The organism is Ensifer soli (assembly GCF_041928815.1).
Classification (GTDB): domain Bacteria; phylum Pseudomonadota; class Alphaproteobacteria; order Rhizobiales; family Rhizobiaceae; genus JBHFEI01.
This window is the reverse complement of sequence record NZ_JBHFEI010000008.1, coordinates 53,797-69,466: the sequence shown is the minus strand read 5'-3', so window position 1 is coordinate 69,466 and position 15,670 is coordinate 53,797. Positions and strand designations below refer to the sequence as shown.

Genomic DNA, 15,670 nt, shown 5'->3' with positions numbered 1-15,670 from the left:
AAAAGAACCCTCAGCGTCGCGGCTCGATCCACAGCGACAGGCGGCCGAAGGGCCAGTCGCCCTCGGCGGGCGGGCGGTCGAAGTCGATGACGGCAAGGCCGGCCGGCGGATAGGCGCCCGGGCGCTCCTCGCCGATCCGCGCTGGCGCGACGAGCTCGCGCAGCAGTTCCTCGAGCACCGGATTGTGGCCGACGACCATCAGCGAGGCGATGTCGGGCTGGCCGGCGATCAGGTCGCGATAGACGGTCATCCCGCCGGAATAAAGCGAATCGACATAGCGGATATCGAGATCCTCGCTCATCGAGCGCTTCAGCGCGTCGGCGGTCTGCCGGCAGCGACGCGCCGTCGAGCACAGGATCCGCTCGGGGACGAGCCTCAGATCGGCCAGCCTGTCGGCGATGACGTCCGCATCCGCGAAACCACCATCGTCCAGTTCCCGGTCGAAGTCGCGCATGCCGCTGGTCGCCCAGGCGGCCTGGGCATGGCGGAACAGGAAAAGGCGGAAGGCGGGGGCGGCGTCGGTGGACATCGGGGAAGATCCGCAAGGCCGCTGGGTCTGCCGGTCGGGGCGCGACCTGTTCATCAGTCCACGCCGGCACGCGGGAATGAGAACGGCCGCGCATCGTCCTTCTCACCCCTGCGCCGGCAAAGATCAAGCGGCGGTAGCGGTATTGCTGTCATGCGCACGGCGCGACCCTTCGACGGCTCCCCTGTCCCGCTTCGAAACAGGGGAGCCTTGTGAAAATATCATGCCTAAAAATAATGCATGGCGTTTGAATGGGCATGGCCGTTCTCCACGCCCCTTATTGGGTGATTCCCAAGTCTCCGATCGCCGCGTTGTAATTTTGCTGAAATGTTAATCGGTTAGCCTGATTTCCGCCCAGACGGCCACCGGGATGGCCCCTCCGGCACAGGCTTGAATCGGCCTGAACATAGGACTATACACCGCTCGTGAGATGTTCTTCAGGAGAATCGCGTTGAGTGAGAAGATCGATCTTAGTAAATTCGTCCTCTCCGAGGACGAGGAATTCATGAATGCCAATCACCGAGCATATTTCAGAGCCAAGCTCAATGCCTGGAAGAACGACATTCTGAGGGAAGCGCGCGAAACCCTGGACCATCTGGCCGAAGAAAGCGCGAACCACCCCGACCTTGCCGACCGCGCCTCCTCCGAAACCGACCGTGCGATCGAGCTCAGGGCCCGCGACCGCCAGCGCAAGCTGATCTCCAAGATCGATGCTGCCCTGCAGCGCATCGACGAGGGCACCTACGGCTATTGCGAGGAGACGGGAGAGCCGATCGGCCTCCGCCGGCTGGACGCGCGTCCGATCGCGACGCTGTCGATCGAGGCGCAGGAGCGGCACGAGCGGCGCGAGAAGGTCTATCGCGACGAGTGACATTTCGGGCCGCCATGGCGGCGGCCCCGCCGGCCTGACGGGAGGCGTGTTTTCACCTCCTGCTCGCGTGACCATCGTCAAACGTTCCTGTCTTCGGGACGGCCTCGTCGGGACGGTGTTGGCGTTCCGGGTATCCGAGGATCCGCCCGATCGCTGGTCGTTCCGCGACTCGTCAGGCGTTTTTCTCAGAGATTCCCTCAGTCCTCATCCGATCCTTGCGAGCCTGTGTGGCGCCTGCGGCGTTTCTCTCCGCGATCGACGACGATCTCCTGTATGCACAGCGTTCACCGAATGAAACGCAGAGCAACCGGAGCGGAATTTCATCGGTTTCTGCAATTAAGAGCGGCGACGGGTCCCGCCCCGTGACCCCTCTTGTAACGTCTCCAAGCCTTCCGCGCGGCTTCCTCACGATTTCCGGTTTTCGGCCATCTCGTTCAGCATGCGGTTCATCTCCTCCTCGATCGTCGGCTCCTGCCGCTGAGGCGGGGCGGAGGCAACGCCGAGCACCGGCTCGCGGCGCTGGGGGGCGGCCTGCGGCGTGACGCGCGGCGGCGTATCGGCCCGCCGTGGCTCGGGCGCGAGCCTCTGCAGGTCGCCCGAGATCTCGGCGTCGAGGACGCGCTCGAACTCCGTCGGCGCGCCCGGCCGGGCACCGTCTGTTGCCGCGACCGGGCGCTGGCCTCCGCCGGGAGCGGAGACAGGCGCCAGCACACGGTCGCGCGCCGCATCGAGAATGTCTTCGGGACGCTTCTGCACGGTGACCGGCGAGGGGGCGGTCTGCGGCTGGCGGACCGGCGTCGCGGCGGCGGCAGGAAGGGGGGCGCCTTCCGCCGGGCGTCGCGCTGCCGTCTCCGCCGGCGGGCGCTGCTGTGCCGCCGCCTGCGGGGGCGCCGCCACGGCGCGGCGCTGCGGGGTGCTCTCCATGGCCTCCCCGTAAAGCGCCGGTCCCATGGCCGAGACCGGCGGCTGGGCGGCCGGCGAAGGCATGGCTGCCACCGGCTTCGGTTCCGCGCGGGGCGCTGCGGCCTGCTCCTGTGGCACAGGTGCTTGTTGCGGCGGGCGCGCGACGATCCGGCTTTCGATGACGATGTCGGTTGGGCCTCCGATCATGACGAGATGTTCGACGTCGTCGCGCCGCACCAGCACGAGCCGCCGGCGGGTGTCGATCGCCGCGGCGTCGAGCACGGCAAGGCGCGGCTGGCGATTCTTTCCGCCACGGATGAAGGGGGACGAAGGCCGGTTGCGCAGGAACCACAGCACGACGACGAGAAGCACCAGCGCGACCGCGACGATCGCCACGGCGAGGATCAGCCGGTTCGGGTCCACGCCCACCATCTCTTCCATCGCCGCATGCTCCGTTCGGTCTAAATGTGACTGCATTTGAAGGCTTTTTTCAGCCCGGCACAAGGGTAGTCCTGCATTTCTGCGCAAATGCGGCGGCTTTCGGCCATTCGCTTGTGAATTGGCGCGACGGGGCGCGGCCGAAATGCTTTGTCCGATGCGGCAGCGCTGTTAAAGAAGGAATGCCCGGCGCGGGGACCATGGTCGCGGCCGGCATGCCCGGGCAGCGTCGGGACCGTTCGTCACGGCATTGCGGCGCGCGGCGGCGGTTTTTGAGGAAGCGGAAACGGATGACGAGATTGCGCGAGGCCGCGGACTACCAGGTGCCGATCGTCGACCGTGGAACGCGGCCGGGAACCGTGCTGCGCATCATCCTGCTGGCGATCGTGCTCACCGGTTCGGCGCTCGCTTTCGTCGTCTTCAAGGACCAGCTCGAAAGCGAGGTCGTCCTCGGCATTCTGGGCGTGCTGGCGATGGCCGGCATCTTCTTTCTCGTCTCCTCCGTCATCGGTTTCATCGAGGTCATGCCGCAGTCCCGTCCGGACGATCTCGGACGCGCCTTCCTCGATTCCCACGCGGACGGCATGCTCGTCACCGACCGAAAGGGGCGCATCGTCTATGCCAATGCCGCCTATGGCGCGCTGACGGGTGCGGCCGGCGCCGCCGAGGTGCAGTCGCTGGAAGCGGTTCTGTCGCGCAACCGCGAGGCGACGGAGGCCGTCTATCGGCTGACCAACGGGCTGCACGAGGGCAAAGGTGGCAGCGAGGAGTTCCGCCTGCCGCGCCCGCTCGCGCCCCATTCGTCCGGTGGATCGGGTGCGCACTGGTTCCGGCTCGGCGCCCAGACGATGCCGGTCGCCGGCCCCGCACGCCAGCCGCTCTATCTCTGGCAGATCGCCGACATCACCTCCGAGCGCGACGAGCAGGAACGCTTCTTCAAGGAATTGCAGAACGCCATCGACTATCTCGACCATGCGCCGGCCGGCTTCTTCTCGGCCGGCCGCAAGGGCGAGGTCTTCTACATCAACGCCACGCTTGCCGACTGGTTGTCGATCGACCTGACGAAATTCCAGTCGGGCAGCATGACCGTCGCCGATATCGTCGCCGGCGAAGGGCTGGCGCTGATCCAGTCAGTGCAGGCCGAGCCCGGCCTGAAAAAGACCAAGATGATCGACCTCGACCTGCGCAAGGCCAACGGGCAGAGCCTGCCGGTGCGCCTCGTGCATCGCGTGTCCTCGACCCGCGACGGCGCTCCCGGCGAAAGTCGGACGATCGTGCTCTCGCGCGGCAACGAGGACGATGCCGGCCAGTCGGCCTCGGCCGCCGCCATGCGCTTCACCCGCTTCTTCAACAACACGCCGATGGCGATCGCCTCCGTCAATGGCGACGGCCGCATCCTCAGCACCAACGCGCCTTTCCTCAAGCTCTTCTCCGGCGTCGTGTCGCAGGGCGACATGGAAAAGGGCGCGCTTCTCGAGGCGATCGTCCACGAGCAGGACCGGCCGCAGCTCCTGACCGCGCTCGCCGCCGCCAAGGACCGGCAGAGCGACATCCCGCCGATCGATTCGCGCCATCCGCGCGACGAGGGGCGCTATTTCCGCTTCTACGTCAACGCCGTCATCGACCACAACGAACAGGCGCCGGAGGAGGCGGCCATCGTCTATGCGGTCGAGATCACCGAGCAGAAGGCGCTCGAGACGCAGATGGCGCAGACCCAGAAGATGAATGCCGTCGGCACGCTTGCCGGTGGCATCGCCCATGACTTCAACAATGTGCTGACGGCGATCCTGCTCTCCTCCGACCATCTCCTCCTCTCCGCCCGGCCGGCCGATGCGAGCTTTGCCGATCTGATGGAGATCAAGCGCAACGCCAACCGCGCCGCGGTGCTGGTGCGCCAGCTCCTCGCCTTCTCGCGCAAGCAGACGATGCGTCCGACGGTGCTGAACCTCACCGACGTCATCGGCGACGTCCGCATGCTGATCGACCGGATGACCGGCACCCATGTCAGGATCGACGTCGATTACGGCCGGGACCTCTGGCCGGTCAGGACCGATCTCGGCCAGTTCGAGCAAGTGCTGCTGAACCTCGCCGTCAATGCGCGCGATGCCATGCCGGAGGGCGGCGCGATCACGCTGCGCACGCGCAATTTCCCGGCGGCGGACGTCGCCTCGCTGAACCGGCGCGAGGTGCCGGTTGACGACTACGTGCTGGTCGAGGTCGCCGACAACGGCACGGGGATCGCCCCCGACATCCTCGACAAGATCTTCGAGCCCTTCTTCACGACGAAGGAGGTGGGCAAGGGAACCGGCCTTGGCCTGTCGATGGTCTATGGCATCGTCAAGCAGTCCGGCGGCTATATCTATCCCGTCTCGGAGGTCGGGAAGGGAACGACCTTCCGCATCTTCCTCCCCCGCCACGTCGAGGAGGCCGCGCCGCAGGCCGAGGCCGTGGCCGAACGGCCGGCCCTGCCGTCCTCCGTGCCCGAAAAGGCGAGCGAGCCCGCCGACCTCACCGGCGATTCGGCCGTGGTCCTCCTGGTCGAGGACGAGGAAGCGGTGCGCCGCGGCGGCAAGCGCATGCTCGAGACGCGCGGCTACACGGTCCATGAAGCCGGCTCCGGCGTCGAGGCGCTGGCGGTGATGGAGGAGCTGAACGGCGCCGTCGACATCGTCGTCTCGGATGTGGTGATGCCGGAAATGGACGGACCGACGCTGCTTTCCGAACTGCGCAAGACCTATCCGGACATGAAGTTCATCTTCGTCTCGGGCTATGCCGAGGATGCCTTTGCCCGCAATCTGCCCGCCGACGCGAAATTCGGCTTCCTGCCGAAGCCGTTCTCGCTGAAGCAGCTTGCCGTCGCGGTCCGGGAGATGCTGGACAACTGACCGTCTGGAACAGGCGGTCGGGCGGGCGATTGCCGTACCGGAAAAGAACGCACAATCAGAGGCTTGCGCGTCGACAGTGATTCTCCTTCACAAGATGAGGGTTACGCCGTGTCGCGCATCGCCACGGCGATCCTTGCCGCAAGACGCGCATTGTTTTCCACCAGTCCTATATTGGCGGCGAGGCTGCGACCCTCGGTGATTTCGAACAGGCGGCCGAGCAGGTAGGGTGTTACCGCCTTGCCGGAGATGCCGGCCGCGTCCGCATCGCCGAGCGCGCGCGCGATGAACGTTTCCATCGTTTCGCGCGGGATCTCATATTCCTCCGGGATCGGGTTTGCCACGAGGACGCCGCCGCCGAGCCCGAGCGTGCGGCGCACGGCCTGGAACCGCGCGATCGCCTCCGCATCGTCGAGCGTGAGCGGACTTGTCAGCCCCGAACCGCGCGACCAGAAGGCGGGGAACTCGACGCTTCCGAGCGTGACGACGGGGACGCCCCGCGTCTCGAGCACTTCGAGTGTCTTCGGAATGTCGAGAATCGCCTTGGCGCCGGCACAGACGACGATGACCGCCGTTCGGGCCAGTTCCTCGAGATCGGCCGAGATGTCGAAGGTGTTCTCGGCGTTGCGATGCACGCCGCCGATGCCGCCGGTGGCGAAAACGCCGATGCCGGCAAGCGCCGCGCCGATCATCGTCGCCGCCACGGTCGTCGCCCCGGTCTTTCCCTCGGCGATCGCGAAGGCGAGATCCGCGCGCGACAGTTTCATCGCCCCCTTGGTCCGGGCAAGCGCCTTGAGCTGGCCGTCGTCGAGGCCGGCATGCAGGACGCCGTCGATGACCGCGATCGTCGCCGGGACGGCGCCCTCGGCGCGGATGATCGCCTCGACGCTGCGCGCCATGGTCAGGTTGCCGGGAAACGGCATGCCGTGGGTGATGATCGTCGATTCGAGCGCGACGATCGGGCGCCCTTCCGCCTTGGCCGCCGCCACCTCGGGCGCGTAGGAGATCGTCGGGGCGAGGGGATCGGGAGCGGTCATCGGGAAAGCGTCCTTGCAGTGTGGCGGAAAGGCAGTTTCAGAAGGGAATGCCAGCGAGCATCAGCGACAGCGAGGCCGGCGACATGTCGTCTGCGACGGCAAGCGGCGAGCGGACGGTGATCGCCGCCGCGGCGACGCCGTGGCGCAGCGCCGCTTCGAGCGGCAGGCCCGCGCTGACGCCATGCAGGAAACCCGCCGCAAGCGCGTCGCCGGCGCCGGTGACGTCGGATACGGCCTCGATGACGGGCGGCGTGACGCGCGCGATCTCGCTGTCGCGGAAGGCGAAGGTGGCCGCCGCCCCGTCGGTGATGGCGCCGCCGCGCAGCCCGCGCGCGCGAAGGGCCGCGATCAGCTCCGTGCCATCGGCCGAGGTCTCGCCCGTCAGCGCGTGTGCCTCGGCACGGTTCATGAACAGAAAGTCGAGCGACGCGAGGCAGTCGCGATAGCGCACCACCTTTGCCGGCGAGATCGCGATTGCGGCGACGCATCGTGTCCCTCCGCCCTTCTCGGCAAGGGCGTTCAGCGTATCCGGCGGGAGGTTGGCATCCATCAGGAGCGTATCGGCGTCCTCGATGATGTCGCGGATCGCGCGGCGGGCGAGCCGCCGCGGATGCATCAGCTGATAGAGATCCATGTCGGCGATCGCGACGATCAGGTCGCCGTTGCGCGCGAGGATCGCGGTATAGCTCGGCGTCCTCCGGTCGAGGAACGTCACAGGACAGTCGATCACGCCCGAGGCTTCCGCGGCCGATCCGACGCGTTCGCCCGCCTCGTCGCCGCCGCGTGCGCTGACGAGCCGAACCTGGTGGCCGAGGCGGGCGAGCGTGCGCGCCGCATTCAGCGCGCCACCGCCGGGCTCCTCGAACCAGGTTCCCGGGTTGCTGGCACCCGGCGCGGTCTCCCCGCTGATGCGGCCGCGACGGTCGAGATGGGCGCCGCCGAAGACGGCGATGCGGCTCACGCCCGGCCTCCGGAATTCCTTTTCGAATCGCCGTCCGGCACCTGCCGACCGTCACCGGCCGGCCCGCTCTCCATGCCCTGAGCGAGCGCCACGAACAGACTGTGAACGAACGGGAATTTGGAATGCACGATCATAGCCTTGATCACCGCTTGCCAGATGAGAACAAAAAGTGTACAAAACGCAACAGGAAGCGAGATTGCCTCGACAGCTTCAATAACCTAAAGGTGGATGCAATGGCACAGAATAGTTTGCGGCTGGTAGAGGACAAAGCGGTGGATAAAAGCAAGGCGCTCGACGCGGCACTTTCGCAGATCGAGAGATCCTTCGGCAAGGGCTCGATCATGAAGCTCGGCGGCAAGGACAGCATCGTCGAGATCGAGACGGTGTCGACCGGTTCGCTGAGCCTCGACATCGCCCTCGGCGTCGGCGGCCTGCCGCGCGGCCGCATCATCGAGATCTACGGGCCGGAAAGCTCGGGCAAGACGACGCTGGCGCTGCAGACGATCGCCGAGGCGCAGAAGAACGGCGGCATCTGCGCCTTCGTCGATGCGGAACACGCGCTCGACCCGGTCTATGCGCGCAAGCTCGGCGTCGATCTCGAAAACCTGCTGATTTCCCAGCCGGACACCGGCGAGCAGGCACTGGAGATTACCGACACGCTGGTGCGTTCGGGCGCGATCGACGTGCTCGTCGTCGATTCCGTCGCCGCGCTGACGCCGCGTGCCGAAATCGAGGGCGAGATGGGCGACAGTCTGCCTGGGATGCAGGCGCGCCTGATGAGCCAGGCGCTGCGCAAGCTGACCGCGTCGATCTCGAAGTCCAACACCATGGTGATCTTCATCAACCAGATCCGCATGAAGATCGGCGTGATGTTCGGCTCGCCCGAGACCACGACGGGCGGCAACGCGCTGAAGTTCTATGCGTCCGTCCGGCTCGACATCCGCCGCATCGGCTCGGTCAAGGAGCGCGACGAGGTGGTCGGCAACCAGACCCGCGTCAAGGTGGTGAAGAACAAGATGGCACCGCCGTTCAAGCAGGTCGAGTTCGACATCATGTATGGCGAGGGTGTCTCGAAGACCGGCGAGCTTGTCGACCTCGGCGTCAAGGCCGGGATCGTCGAGAAGTCGGGCGCCTGGTTCTCCTATAACAGCCAGCGTCTCGGCCAGGGGCGTGAGAACGCCAAGACGTTCCTGCGCGACAATCCGGAGACGGCGCGCGAGATCGAGCTGGCGCTTCGCCAGAATGCCGGCCTGATCGCCGACAAGCTCTTGAAGAATGGTGGCCCCGAGGCCGGCGACGACACGGACGACGCTGCGGAAATGTAAAGCGGACGCGGCTTTCTTCGCGTCTCGGCCGGCCGCTATCTGCCATGGCGGCCGGTTTTCTTTTGCCGTCTGGACAGGCATTTGCCCGGACGATAAAAGCCTGTGTTTCCCGCCGGTCGGGAGGCTTTGGCGGGCGCGTGAGGCCCGCGGCGGTCAGTGTTGGTGAAAGGGCAGGGGCAGATGAGCAGCGTCAACGACATCCGGTCGACATTCCTCGAATATTTCAGGAAGAACGGCCATGAGATCGTGCCGTCGAGCCCGCTCGTTCCCCGCAACGATCCGACGCTGATGTTCACCAATGCCGGCATGGTGCAGTTCAAGAACGTCTTCACCGGCCTTGAGAGCCGCCCCTATTCGACGGCGGCGACGGCGCAGAAATGCGTGCGCGCCGGCGGCAAGCACAACGATCTCGACAATGTCGGCTATACCGCCCGCCATCACACCTTCTTCGAGATGCTCGGCAATTTTTCCTTCGGCGACTACTTCAAGGAGCGCGCGATCGAGCTTGCCTGGAACCTGATCACGAAGGAGTTCGGCATCGACAGCAGGCGCCTGCTCGTCACGGTTTACCACACCGACGACGAGGCCTTCGATCTCTGGAAGAAGATCGCCGGCTTCAGCGACGACCGCATCATCCGCATCCCGACAAGCGACAATTTCTGGGCGATGGGCGATACCGGCCCCTGCGGTCCGTGCTCGGAGATCTTCTACGATCACGGTGACCATATCTGGGGTGGCCCGCCAGGATCTCCGGAAGAGGACGGCGACCGTTTCATCGAGATCTGGAACCTCGTCTTCATGCAGTTCGAGCAGATCAGCAAGGAGGAGCGGCTTTCGCTTCCGCGCCCCTCGATCGACACCGGCATGGGGCTTGAACGGATCTCGGCGCTCTTGCAGGGCAAGCACGACAATTACGACACGGACCTGTTCCGGACCCTGATCGCGGCGTCCGTCGAGGCGACCGGCGTCCCGGCCGAGGGTGAACGGCGGGCGAGCCATCGCGTCATCGCCGATCACCTGCGCTCCTCCGCTTTCCTTATCGCCGACGGCGTTCTGCCGTCCAATGAAGGGCGCGGCTACGTTCTGCGGCGCATCATGCGCCGCGCCATGCGCCACGCGCAGCTTCTCGGGGCGAAGGAGCCGCTGATGTGGAAGCTGCTGCCGGCGCTTGTCGGCGAGATGGGCCGCGCCTATCCGGAACTGGTGCGCGCCGAAGCGCTGATCTCCGAGACGCTGAAGCTTGAGGAGAAGCGGTTCGGCAAGACGCTGGAACGCGGCCTCGGCCTGCTGGCCGACGCGTCCGCCGATCTGGTTGAAGGCGGCGAGCTCGGCGGAGAGACGGCGTTCAAGCTCTACGATACCTATGGTTTCCCGCTCGACCTGACGCAGGACGCGCTGCGCCTTCGTGGCATCGGCGTCGATGTCGCCGGCTTCAATGCCGCCATGGAGCGGCAGAAGGCGGAAGCCCGCGCGAGCTGGGCCGGGTCCGGCGACAAGGCGGCGGAGACGATCTGGTTCGAGCTGCGCGAGAGGCTCGGGGCGACGGAATTTCTGGGCTACGACACGGAGACCGCGGAAGGCGTGATCGGCGCGCTTGTGCGCGACGGTGTCGAGATCGCCGGGGCCGGCGCCGGCGAGACCGTTCAGGTCGTCGTCAACCAGACGCCCTTCTATGGCGAGTCGGGCGGCCAGATGGGCGATGCGGGCACGATCGTCACGGAGCATGCGCGGCTTGTCGTGTCGGACACGCAGAAGCGCGGCGAGGGGCTCTTCGTTCACAGCGCGGTGGTCGAAGCCGGCCGGGTGGCGCCCGGCGATCCGGCGGTGCTGACGGTCGATCATGGTCGCCGCGGCCGCCTGCGCGCCAACCATTCGGCAACCCATCTTTTGCATGAGGCGATGCGGGAGGTGCTCGGCACCCATGTGGCGCAGAAGGGCTCGCTCGTCGCGCCGGAGCGCCTGCGCTTCGACGTCTCGCATCCCAAGCCGATGACGGCGGACGAATTGAGGCAGGTGGAGGAGATGGCGAACGAGATCATCGTCCAGAACCAGCCGGTCACGACCCGCCTGATGAGCGTCGACGATGCGATCGCGGAAGGCGCGATGGCGCTGTTCGGCGAGAAATACGGCGACGAGGTGCGTGTCGTGTCGATGGGGCGCGCGGTCACCGGCGACAAGGCCGGCAAGCCTTATTCCGTCGAGCTTTGCGGCGGAACGCATGTCGGGGCGACGGGTGATATCGGTCTGGTGCGGATCGTCGCGGAAAGTGCGGTCGGGGCGGGCGTGCGCCGCATCGAGGCGCTGACCGGGGAGGCGGCGCGCGGCTATCTCGCCGAGCAGGATGACCGCGTTCGCGCCCTTGCGGGGGCGCTGAAGGTGGGGCCGGCGGAGATCGTTCCGCGCGTCGAGGCGCTCATCGACGAGAAGCGCAAGCTGGAGCGGGAACTCGCGGAGGCGCGCAGGAAGCTGGCGCTTGGCGGTGGCGGTTCGGCCGGCGGCAGCGATCCGGTGCGCGATGTTGCCGGCGTGTCCTTCCTCGGCAAGGTCGTGACCGGGGTCGAGGCCAAGGACCTCAAAGGTCTCGCCGACGACGGAAAGAAAAGCATCGCCTCGGGGATCGTCACCCTGATCGGCCTGTCCGCCGACGGCAAGGCAAGCGCCGTCGTTGCCGTCACCGAGGATCTGACGGCGCGCTTCAGCGCGGTCGATCTCGTCAGGGTCGCCTCCGCGGCGCTCGGTGGCAAGGGCGGCGGCGGCCGCGCCGACATGGCCCAGGCCGGCGGGCCGGACGGGAGCCGCGCCGAGGCCGCCATCGAGGCTGTCGCGGCGGCGATCGCCGGCTGACGCGGACGCGTTGTGCGCCATCTCCCCGGCCGTATGCGCTGCCGGGCCTGCCGTGCGGCAAACGGGTAGAGCGACGCCCGGAGAATGCACTGCGCCATTTTCTCGGCCGCGCAGTCGTCAGGAGGGTCGCTCCGGTATCGAGGATTTGCGTCGCCCTGAGCACGGACCCGGTTGAAGACGTCTTTTCAGGTCGCGCATACGTCACGTCGGTGCGTGTCCAGACGACGCGCCGCCATTTGCTCTATCCACTGTCCATTATTTATGCAAATGTATAAGAATGCGTCAGTTTTTGCGCAGAAGGGGGAGCGATGCGTATTTCCAATGAAGTGACTCATATTTCAGCCGGATTCGCGATCGACCGTGTCGGTTCGTCGGTGTCTGTGGACTTGTACTACGGTCTTTCAGGCTATTATGACGAGGAGGCCGGCTATTATCTTTGGGCCGGCGACATAGGCTCGATGATCGGCGAAGAGGGCGACTATTATTACCAGGACGTCGATCGCCCGATGGATCTGTCTTACTCCGCCACATTGACGCCGGGACAGTCGGCCGCGGGATATTACGAGCTCAACGATCACAATGACGGCACGTTCATCCGCGTCGATTTCAACGTCGCGCTCTTCAGCGCCGCAGGCATCTTCTCCGGTACCTCGGGAACCGACATCGTCTTCGGCTCGGACGAGGCGGACAGTCTGGAAGGGTTTGACGGGGACGATTTCCTTGAGGGCGGCGCGGGAACGGACAGCCTTTACGGTCATGCCGGCGTCGATACGCTTTATGGCGGCGCCGGTGACGATTACCTCGATGGCGGCGCAGGCAAGGATATCCTGTACGGCGGCGCCGGCGATGACCATTACATTGTCGACGACAGCAACGACCGCGTGATCGAGGCAAAGGGGGAAGGGAGCAAGGACCATGTCTTCAGTTCCGTGTCCTTCAACCTGCGCGGGCAGCATATCGAGTTCCTGACGCTGACCGGGACGGCAAATATCAATGCGACCGGACAATCGATGCGCAACACGATCACCGGGAATTCCGGCGACAACCGCATCGATGGCGGCATCGGCCATGATCTCATGATCGGCAAGGGTGGCAATGACACCTACATCGTCGATGCGTTCAAGGACCGGGTCATCGAGGCGAAGGGCGAGGGGGACAATGACCATGTCTTTGCCTCCGTATCCTTCAGCTTGCGCGGCCAGCATATCGAGCGGCTGACCCTCACCGGCAACGGCGACATCAACGCGACCGGCCAGTCGCTGGCCAACACCATCGTCGGAAACGTCGGCGACAACCTCATTGCCGGCGGGTCAAACACCGACACCCTGACCGGCGGCGGCGGGCGGGACACTTTCGTCTTCGACACGGCCTTCTCCCGCTACAATGTCGACACGATCACCGATTTCGCCGCCGATGACACGATCTCGCTCGATCGGGACATCTTCACGGCGCTGTCGCTCGGAACGCTCGCCAACAGCCGCTTCGTCGCCAGCACGGCCGGCGTCGCCCTCGACGGCAACGACCGGATCATGCTGCAGACGACGACCGGCAAGCTCTTCTACGACCGGGACGGAACCGGCAATGCGGCGGCGATCCATTTCGCCACGCTCGCCAACGGCGCGACGGCGACCGCCGCCGATTTCATCATCGTCGCCTGAGTGCGCGGTGCCACAGGTCGCGGCGTTTCGACGCCGCGACCTGTGGGCCGGATGACCAAAGATTAATTCGCGGCGTGGCCGATTGCGGCGAAAGCCGATTGCTGCGCCGGCAAAACCGCCTATATCGGCGGCATGATCGTTCATACGCTGTTCAAGGCCTTCGAGTCCTGGATCGACCCCTTTGCCGGGCGCGATCGGCTGCAGCCGCCGCAATCCCTGTTGCGCTACATCTGGTTCTATGTTCGCCAGGCGAAACTGCCTTTCGTGGCGATGCTCGTTCTCGGCGGACTGACCGCGGCGATCGAGGCGGCGCTGTTCTGGTTCGTCGGTCGCATCGTCGACATCCTCGACGGGGTCAAACCGGGCGACGGCTGGTCGGGACTGATTGCCGCCCATGGCGGCGAACTCGTCTTCATGCTGGTGCTGATCGCCGGCATACGTTTCTTGGTCGCGCTGCTCACCGCGCTCATCGACCAGCAGATCATCACGCCGGGCTTCTACAATCTCGTGCGCTGGCAGTCCTATCGTCACGTCGCCCGCCAGTCACTGTCCTTCTTCCAGAACGATTTTTCCGGCCGCATCGTGACGAAGGTCTGGTCGGCGGGGCAGGCGACCGGCGATCTCGTCACCTCGCTGATGGAAAGCGTCTGGTTCGTCGGCATCTATGCGGTCTCGACGCTGGCGCTGGTCGGCGGGCTCGATCTTCGCCTGGCGCTCGTCGTCCTCGTCTGGCTCGTCGCCTTCGGCCTGCTTGCCCGTTACTTCGTGCCGCGCATCCGCGAACATGCCCGCGCCTCCGCCGATGCCGCCTCCATGGTCAGCGGACGCATGGTCGATGCCTATGCCAATATCCACACGCTGAAGCTTTTCGGCCGCGACGACACCAACGACCGCTACATGCGCGAGGGATTCGAGATCTTTCAGGAGGCGACCTTCCGCTTCACCCGTCTTCTGACCGGGGTGCGCGCGTCGATGGCGTTTCTCTCGGGCATCATGATCGTCACGCTCGCGGCCCTTGCGGTCGACCTCTGGCTGAAGGGCGAGGTGACCTCCGGCGCGGTCGCCTTCACGCTGGCGCTCGTCCTGCGGCTCAATTTCCTGCTCGGCCGGATGATGACGCAGTTCAACGGCATCATGCGCAATATCGGCACCATCCAGAACGGCGCCGACATGATCTCGCGGCCCATCAGCCTGACGGATCGAGCGGATGCCGGAACGCTCGCGGTCAGCGATCCGTCGATCCGTTTCGAGGATGTCAGCTTCCACTACGGCAAGGGCGGCGGCGTCATCGACCACCTCTCGCTGACGATCCGCGCCGGCGAGAAGGTCGGGATCGTCGGGCGCTCCGGCGCCGGCAAGTCGACGCTCGTCAACCTGCTGCTGCGCTTCTACGACGTCGAGGGCGGCCGCATCCTCGTCGGAGGCCAGGACATCGCCGCCGTCACGCAGGAATCGCTGCGCGCCGCGATCGGCATGGTCAGCCAGGACACCTCGCTGCTGCACCGCTCGGTCCGCGACAATATCCTCTTCGGCCGACCGGATGCCGACGAGGGCAGGCTGGTGGCGGCCGCCCGCGAGGCGGAAGCCTATGATTTCATCCGTACGCTGGAGGACCAGCGCGGGCGGCGCGGCTTCGACGCCCATGTGGGCGAGCGCGGCGTCAAGCTCTCCGGTGGCCAGCGCCAGCGGATCGCCATTGCCCGCGTCATGCTGAAGGACGCGCCGATCCTCGTGCTCGACGAGGCGACCTCGGCGCTTGATTCGGAAGTGGAGGCGGCGATCCAGGGAAATCTCGAGGGCCTGATGCGCGGCAAGACGGTGATCGCCATCGCGCACCGGCTCTCCACCATCGCCGCGCTCGATCGCCTGATCGTTATGGATGCGGGCCGCATCGTCGAGGACGGCACCCATGCCGAGCTGGTCGCGCGCGGAGGGCTTTACGCCGACCTCTGGCGGCGGCAATCCGGCGGTTTCCTCGCCCGCGACGACGCGGCGCAACAGGCCGGCGAAACGCTTTCGGGCGACGTCAAGACGCCTGCGCTGAATTGACCCGCGACATTCTGACCGGGACCGGGGGCGACACTGGACAACAGGGTCGATCGGGCATAGAAACCGCCGCATTGGAGGGGAATCTGTGGCAATTTCATGTCTCGAGCCTGTCGCCTATCGGTGACGCCCGGGCAAAAGTTCGACAATGAACGATGATTGCCGCATCGCCTTATTGA

Annotated in this window: 10 protein-coding genes; 6 read left to right on the top strand and 4 right to left on the bottom strand. The window is 65.9% G+C overall.

What is annotated here, in order from left to right; all coding sequences use genetic code 11:
- Positions 1–10 precede the first annotated feature (10 nt).
- On the bottom strand, positions 11–529 hold the full coding sequence (locus ACEVQ6_RS13530) for a SixA phosphatase family protein (RefSeq protein WP_374889520.1): 519 nt from the start codon (positions 527–529) through the stop codon (positions 11–13).
- A gap of 448 nt (positions 530–977) precedes the next feature.
- On the opposite strand from ACEVQ6_RS13530, the gene dksA reads away from it, so the two are divergent.
- Complete coding sequence (dksA, locus tag ACEVQ6_RS13525; protein WP_374889519.1) at positions 978–1,397, top strand: RNA polymerase-binding protein DksA; 420 nt, start codon at positions 978–980, stop codon at positions 1,395–1,397.
- Between the two features lie 405 nt (positions 1,398–1,802).
- Here the strand turns inward: dksA and ACEVQ6_RS13520 are convergent, their stop codons facing one another.
- Positions 1,803–2,741, bottom strand: a complete 939-nt coding sequence (locus ACEVQ6_RS13520; RefSeq protein ID WP_374889518.1) for a flagellar biosynthetic protein FliO — start codon at positions 2,739–2,741, stop codon at positions 1,803–1,805.
- Between the two features lie 287 nt (positions 2,742–3,028).
- Here ACEVQ6_RS13520 and cckA point away from each other — a divergent pair, with 287 nt between their 5' ends.
- On the top strand, positions 3,029–5,623 hold the full coding sequence (cckA, locus tag ACEVQ6_RS13515) for a cell cycle histidine kinase CckA (RefSeq protein ID WP_374889517.1): 2,595 nt from the start codon (positions 3,029–3,031) through the stop codon (positions 5,621–5,623).
- 101 nt (positions 5,624–5,724) lie between these two features.
- Here the strand turns inward: cckA and ACEVQ6_RS13510 are convergent, their stop codons facing one another.
- Together ACEVQ6_RS13510 and ACEVQ6_RS13505 are read right to left on the bottom strand one after the other, a co-directional pair.
- Positions 5,725–6,657 carry a pseudouridine-5'-phosphate glycosidase gene (locus tag ACEVQ6_RS13510; RefSeq protein ID WP_374889516.1) on the bottom strand — a complete coding sequence of 311 codons (933 nt, stop codon included), beginning with the start codon at positions 6,655–6,657 and terminating at the stop codon, positions 5,725–5,727.
- 37 nt (positions 6,658–6,694) lie between these two features.
- Positions 6,695–7,618, bottom strand: a complete 924-nt coding sequence (locus tag ACEVQ6_RS13505) for a carbohydrate kinase family protein (RefSeq protein ID WP_374889515.1) — start codon at positions 7,616–7,618, stop codon at positions 6,695–6,697.
- A 233-nt stretch (positions 7,619–7,851) separates the two neighbouring features.
- Between ACEVQ6_RS13505 and recA the strand changes: the two genes are divergently transcribed.
- From recA to ACEVQ6_RS13485, 4 genes are all read left to right on the top strand, one after another.
- Positions 7,852–8,943 carry a recombinase RecA gene (recA, locus tag ACEVQ6_RS13500; RefSeq protein ID WP_374889514.1) on the top strand — a complete coding sequence of 364 codons (1,092 nt, stop codon included), beginning with the start codon at positions 7,852–7,854 and terminating at the stop codon, positions 8,941–8,943.
- A gap of 180 nt (positions 8,944–9,123) precedes the next feature.
- A complete protein-coding gene (gene alaS, locus ACEVQ6_RS13495; RefSeq protein ID WP_374889513.1) occupies positions 9,124–11,787 on the top strand; it encodes an alanine--tRNA ligase in 2,664 nt (887 codons plus the stop codon).
- A 374-nt stretch (positions 11,788–12,161) separates the two neighbouring features.
- Complete coding sequence (locus tag ACEVQ6_RS13490; RefSeq protein WP_374889512.1) at positions 12,162–13,445, top strand: calcium-binding protein; 1,284 nt, start codon at positions 12,162–12,164, stop codon at positions 13,443–13,445.
- 132 nt (positions 13,446–13,577) lie between these two features.
- Positions 13,578–15,494: an ABC transporter ATP-binding protein gene (locus tag ACEVQ6_RS13485; protein ID WP_374889511.1), complete on the top strand. Its 1,917-nt coding sequence runs from the start codon at positions 13,578–13,580 to the stop codon at positions 15,492–15,494.
- Positions 15,495–15,670: the final 176 nt, after the last annotated feature.

Bases quoted from the DNA above. Each gene is read 5' to 3' on its own strand.
- ACEVQ6_RS13520 (WP_374889518.1), bottom strand. From the start codon at position 2,741: ATGGAAGAGATGGTGGGCGTGGACCCGAACCGGCTGATCCTCGCCGTG.
- recA (WP_374889514.1), top strand. From the start codon at position 7,852: ATGGCACAGAATAGTTTGCGGCTGGTAGAGGACAAAGCGGTGGATAAA.
- ACEVQ6_RS13485 (WP_374889511.1), top strand. From the start codon at position 13,578: ATGATCGTTCATACGCTGTTCAAGGCCTTCGAGTCCTGGATCGACCCC.
- ACEVQ6_RS13530 (WP_374889520.1), bottom strand. From the start codon at position 529: ATGTCCACCGACGCCGCCCCCGCCTTCCGCCTTTTCCTGTTCCGCCAT.
- ACEVQ6_RS13510 (WP_374889516.1), bottom strand. From the start codon at position 6,657: ATGACCGCTCCCGATCCCCTCGCCCCGACGATCTCCTACGCGCCCGAG.
- alaS (WP_374889513.1), top strand. From the start codon at position 9,124: ATGAGCAGCGTCAACGACATCCGGTCGACATTCCTCGAATATTTCAGG.
- cckA (WP_374889517.1), top strand. From the start codon at position 3,029: ATGACGAGATTGCGCGAGGCCGCGGACTACCAGGTGCCGATCGTCGAC.